The organism is Bacillus sp. HY001 (genome assembly GCF_007558965.1).
Classification (GTDB): Bacteria; Bacillota; Bacilli; order Bacillales; family Bacillaceae_G; genus Bacillus_A; species Bacillus_A mobilis.
The window spans coordinates 1-5002 of record NZ_VLTE01000146.1; the positions used below are offsets into that span (position 1 = coordinate 1).

Below are 5002 nucleotides of genomic sequence, written 5' to 3' on the forward strand. Positions count from 1 at the left end.
AATCCAAATATAAATGCAATGGGTGTATCTAGTGTATCTGGCATTCAAAAAGCGGTAAATGGTGTAAAAACACATAGTTTAGCAAATGGATATGGAAATCAGAAACAAAAAGGTGTAAGTAATGTCGGGAATTTAGTACAAGCATCTACAGAGTCATTTAAACAAGGATATGCAGCAGAGAACAAAGCAAACTTTATGAAAAACTTGTCTCCAACTATGTCTCAAACGCAAAAAGTAGAAGCTTGGCAATCTCATTTAAATGATAAAGGTAATGAATTTAAAGCAGTCGCTCAGCAAGCGGCGGTACAAGCGGGGGCGATGCCAATACAGGCAAAAGATACGAGTGGTAAGAGTCTACATAATCAATCGTATATTAATAAAGGTGCCTTTGCTTCGCAATTAACGAAAGGTTTACAAAGTCATGCTAGTCTTGGAACAGTGAGTCAACAAGTAGGTTCTGGAATTACTAGTGCGATTCAAGGGGTTCGTTCACACGGTGTTGCGACAGGTGGCGCAATCAATAAAGCTGTATTTGCAGCTACACAAACGCAAGCGAGTATGGCACGTGCAGGGAATCTGTCTGTTTCTGAAATTGAGCGCTCGTATGCGGATGCATCAGCTAGTGTAGCAAATATTTCGCAAAGTGCTGGGAAAATGACGATTCCAACTTCTGCAGTGGGACGTATGACACAGCAAAGTAAGATGGTTGGTGTAAGTATGATGGAAGGTGCCAAACATCTCGTGCATACAAAAGGAATGGAAAATGTATCACAAGCATACTTTAATGCGTCTAGTGCTGTTCAGCAGGCTGGTGGAAATGCAGTACAAAGAGTGATGAGTGGAACTGCAGCTGCCGTTCATACTTCGTTAGGAGGTAACGCAGCAGAACGCCATTACAATGTGACAAAAGGATTAAGCTATGCAGCAGGTGTAATTGGTGGTGTAGGTGCTTATCAAGCAACTGCACGTACGGTAAGCAAACATAATCCTTATAACAAAGCTGTCCAAGCAGAGGCAACAGAAATTCAAGAGATTCTGAAAATGGTACCAACAACAACGGATGCTACTGGAAGACAATCAGTTGCTCAAGGTGCAGTACGTCTTGTTACGACAAATAATAAATCATGGATTGAAGCGAAAGATTCCAGTGGAATGACACAAGTTGTATCTCGTTATGGTAGTGGAGATAGTAGTATTCGTTCGGGACAAGTGGTATATCAAGATTTAAATATTTCAGACGGTCAATTAACACAGCATCGTAATGGTATGAAAGCTATGCCAGCGTATATTCAAGATTCTAGTGGCGGGAAAATTAGTATCAATCGTTCTATCAATATTAATCCAAATCAATTAGTAGGAAATCAAAATCAAAGACCTTTACAACAGAAACCAGTATTTACTGAACCGCCACTTACAGTAAGTCATAAGGTAGACAATGGTCACTTCTATATGTCTGATTTAGACCAAGGGGGATACCAGAATGTGCAAATGGTGGTAGAAAGAGATCGTAGTTATATGGTCGCTACCACAACAGATGGCACAGTGTCACGTATTTCTCCGTTCGGAAAAGGAGATACGCGATTACAAGCAAATCAAAGGATTGAAAGGGTTTGTGAAGTGCAAGATAGCAGTATTAAACCTAGAGAAGAAATCCTAGTAACTCATACACAGGAAGAAGTTGTACGCACAGAGACACATTTGAATTTATCAGAACATGATCCACAAAACCTGATTCCATTTGCGCCAAACCCTCGCCTAGCACAGCGAAGAAGCAGAAATAATGAAAATGGAAAGTATGGAGTGACAAGTCTATGAGTCAAAATCCTAACGATCCAAATAATCAGAAGAAAAGTAACCCTTTAAAAGATGCGACATCTCACTTTATTAAGAAAAAAGGGATGCAGGCAAGTGGGAAAATGGCAAAAATGGCAGGAAAAGCAGGGAGGGCGGCAGCGAAAGCTGCTGCCAAACTGTTAAAAGCTGGTGTAGTGAAAATTGTAGGAGCCATTGTGGGAGCCGTAGGATTACCTGTTGCTTGTATTATGGCTCTTATTATTACGGTGTGTGTTATTTTAGCATCTTTTGTACCATTTACCGATGATGAAAGTAAAACAGAGGAACAAGTGAAAAAGTATATAGAAATTGCAATGGCTCTAAACGCGGATTGGAAAGAGGTTGTCGCTTTTGACATGGCGCGGTATGATAACGATTTGACTGGTAAAGATCCGCATGATGCTATATCATATTTCTTGGATATCCAATATGAAGAATATACGGAAAAAGAGGTATGTGAGGCAGGACCGAATGGTCCTTGTGAAAAAAAGAAAAAGGAGATGCAAAAAACAAAATCTGAAAGTTATTCCGGACCAGATGTAAAAAAGATATTGGGAGATACAGATTTTAAGAAAAAAATAGATGAAATTAATGCAAGCGGAAGTAAAAAGGTAACAGTATCTTCTCACGGTTTAGATAAAGCGATGGAACTTGCAAAATTTAGTGAGAGTCAAAAAGACCGTGCTCGTGAGATATTAGCCGCAGGGATGTTAGAAGGGCTATATGGACATCTTGCTCCTACTACTGGTGGATTTATTGGTGGTATGTGTGTAGGTAATGTGAGTCCTGGTGGAGAGCCTGTTAACCTTAATGCAAAAGTTACAGGATACCTTCCTAAAATTAAAGAAATGGCAGAAAAACATGGTGTTGCTCAATATGTTGGTATTTTGGCTGCCCAAATGATGCAGGAATCAGGTGGAGCAGGAAATGACCCGATGCAGGCTTCAGAGGGGCATTATGGAGACATGAGTCCATCTTGTATAGGTGTAAAGGGGAATGCACGTGTAGGATGTATTAAAGATCCCAACATTTCTATTGAAGCAGGCGTACAAGAATTTAAAGATGTGTTAGCAAAGGCGAATGGAGATATAGCCCTAGCATTACAATCGTATAATTTCGGGTCAGGATTCATTAGCTATGCATTAGCGAAGGGTGGTTATTCAGAAGAAACAGCCATTGAGTTCTCAAGAAGTAAGAATCATTTAAACCCAGCTGGTTGCTCCGATCCAAATAACTTCAGGACAAAGGTTAACGCGTGCTACGGGGATTACACGTACGTTTCTAAAGTTTTGAAGTATTACAAAGATTTAGGGTGTGTGGCAGACGCATCAGGCGAATGGATTTCTGATAAAGGTTGGAAATGGCCAACGAAATCAGGTCGTATTACAGATACGTTTGATGCAGTTCGTGGTGGAAAACAACATAATGCGGTTGATATTGGAGCCATGACTGCTGGAAAAGCTGGAGACCCCGTATGGTCAATGGAAGTAGGTATTGTAACAGCCCAAACAGGAAATGTAAATGGTGGTGGTCTAGGTGTCTATGTAGATCATGGAAATGGTATTGTATCTCGTTACTTACATTTGAGTAAAATATCAGTTGCACCAGGAACTATGGTTACAAAAGGGCAAATTATTGGGGAGATGGGTGGTTCTAACTATAATAAAGATACTGGTTTACTTAATATGAATGGATACGCCGTCCATTTAGATTTCCAAATTCGTATTAACGACCAACCAACGGATCCAATGAAATTCTTTAAGAAAAATGATGATCCGGGGTTATCATCTGGTGGTTCTCCTACAATGGCAAATGCTAAACGACAAAAGGTATTGGAAGAAGCAAAAAAATGGGTTGGACAAGGGAAAGTGAGCTATGTATCCGGTGCTAGAAATCCAGCTGCAGGTAGTGCAGATTGTTCTGGATTCACACAATATGTGTTTAAAACCAGTATAGGTGTCCAGCTAGGAGATTGGACAGGCGCTCAAATTGGACAAGGAAAACAGGTGCCAGATATCGGTCGTGCACAACCAGGAGATTTAATTTTCTATGAAAATCCTAACCATGTATCTATTTATTTAGGGAATCAGAAAATGATTCATATTGGTGATAATAAGGGTGTACAAATTACAGGTCTAAACTATACGGCAAGAGGACAACATATGTCGCAAATCCGTAATGTAATAGACTGATAAGGGACGAGAGTAGATGAAGAAAATAATCAACATTTTATCCAATATGCCTCGTAAGTACTTGGTCATATTGGGGATTATCGTATTAGTGGCAGGTGTTGCCACCTATAATACCATTCATGATTATATGCTGAAATCACAAGTGCAAGAGGAAGAACAAGTAAATCAAGATGAAATCGAGATACTTGGAGATAAACCAAAGGGATTTGATACAAAAGAAGAAGAATATATTGCGAAAACAAAAACTGTAGAGGATTTACTACTAAAAATTTCTAATAGTAGTTATGATGTTCCGTATTTGTTTTCTAAGGCTGGATTTGGTATTGAACCAATGAAAATGACAAGTAATGAACGTATGCTTGCTACAGAAGCTGTTCAAAGATATTTCCTAAAAGGAGATAAGTTTTACAATGCACGTATTACCAAAATTGACCGTGGGAAAAAAGTAGATACATTTCATATAGAGGTTTTAATACAACAGGTAAACTTCTTGGAACCACGACAATTTAAAATTCAGGTAAATCAGTATGCGCAAATTGTAACACCAATTGAACAAATACCACATGGTCAAGAAGAAGTACCTGTGGATTAACTGAAAGATAAGGGTTGTGAATAAAAATCACAACCCTTATTAAAAAATATAAAGAGTACCTAAAAATATTTATTGAATATTCATAATCTTCTGATATAATAAAGTTATGGTTAAATGATATTTATATATATTAGTGAAATGATATAGATGTGGAGGTAAAAAGAATGAGATTATTATTTGGAACCGCAGCAAACTATTTTGCAGGATATTCTTCTGGAAGAGGCTCGGGGCTTTTAGGGACATTATTTGGCTGGGCTTTATTAGTAGGTAGTGGATACCTGTTGATCACAAATTGGGATAGTATCACAGTTTGGATGCACAGTTTAGATATTGTAACAGGATTAGATGGTTATGAAGACATGAGCAATGGATTTATATTCATCTG

At 38.6% G+C, this 5002-nt stretch carries 2 protein-coding genes and 2 pseudogenes; all 4 read left to right on the forward strand.

Translation table 11 applies throughout. From position 1 onward, the window contains the following. Positions 1-1815: pseudogene (locus FOT98_RS29360) on the forward strand (hypothetical protein); the annotation flags it as partial. Next, positions 1812-4025: a lysozyme family protein gene (locus FOT98_RS29365; RefSeq protein WP_000081395.1), complete on the forward strand. Its 2214-nt coding sequence runs from the start codon at positions 1812-1814 to the stop codon at positions 4023-4025. The pseudogene FOT98_RS29360 and the gene FOT98_RS29365, both read left to right, overlap by 4 nt. A 16-nt stretch (positions 4026-4041) precedes the next feature. Further along, on the forward strand, positions 4042-4617 hold the full coding sequence (locus FOT98_RS29370; RefSeq protein ID WP_033656677.1) for a hypothetical protein: 576 nt from the start codon (positions 4042-4044) through the stop codon (positions 4615-4617). A gap of 164 nt (positions 4618-4781) precedes the next feature. Beyond that, a pseudogene (locus FOT98_RS29375) lies at positions 4782-5002 on the forward strand (hypothetical protein); the annotation flags it as partial.

Bases quoted from the DNA above. Each gene is read 5' to 3' on its own strand.
- FOT98_RS29370 (WP_033656677.1), top strand. From the start codon at position 4,042: ATGAAGAAAATAATCAACATTTTATCCAATATGCCTCGTAAGTACTTG.
- FOT98_RS29365 (WP_000081395.1), top strand. From the start codon at position 1,812: ATGAGTCAAAATCCTAACGATCCAAATAATCAGAAGAAAAGTAACCCT.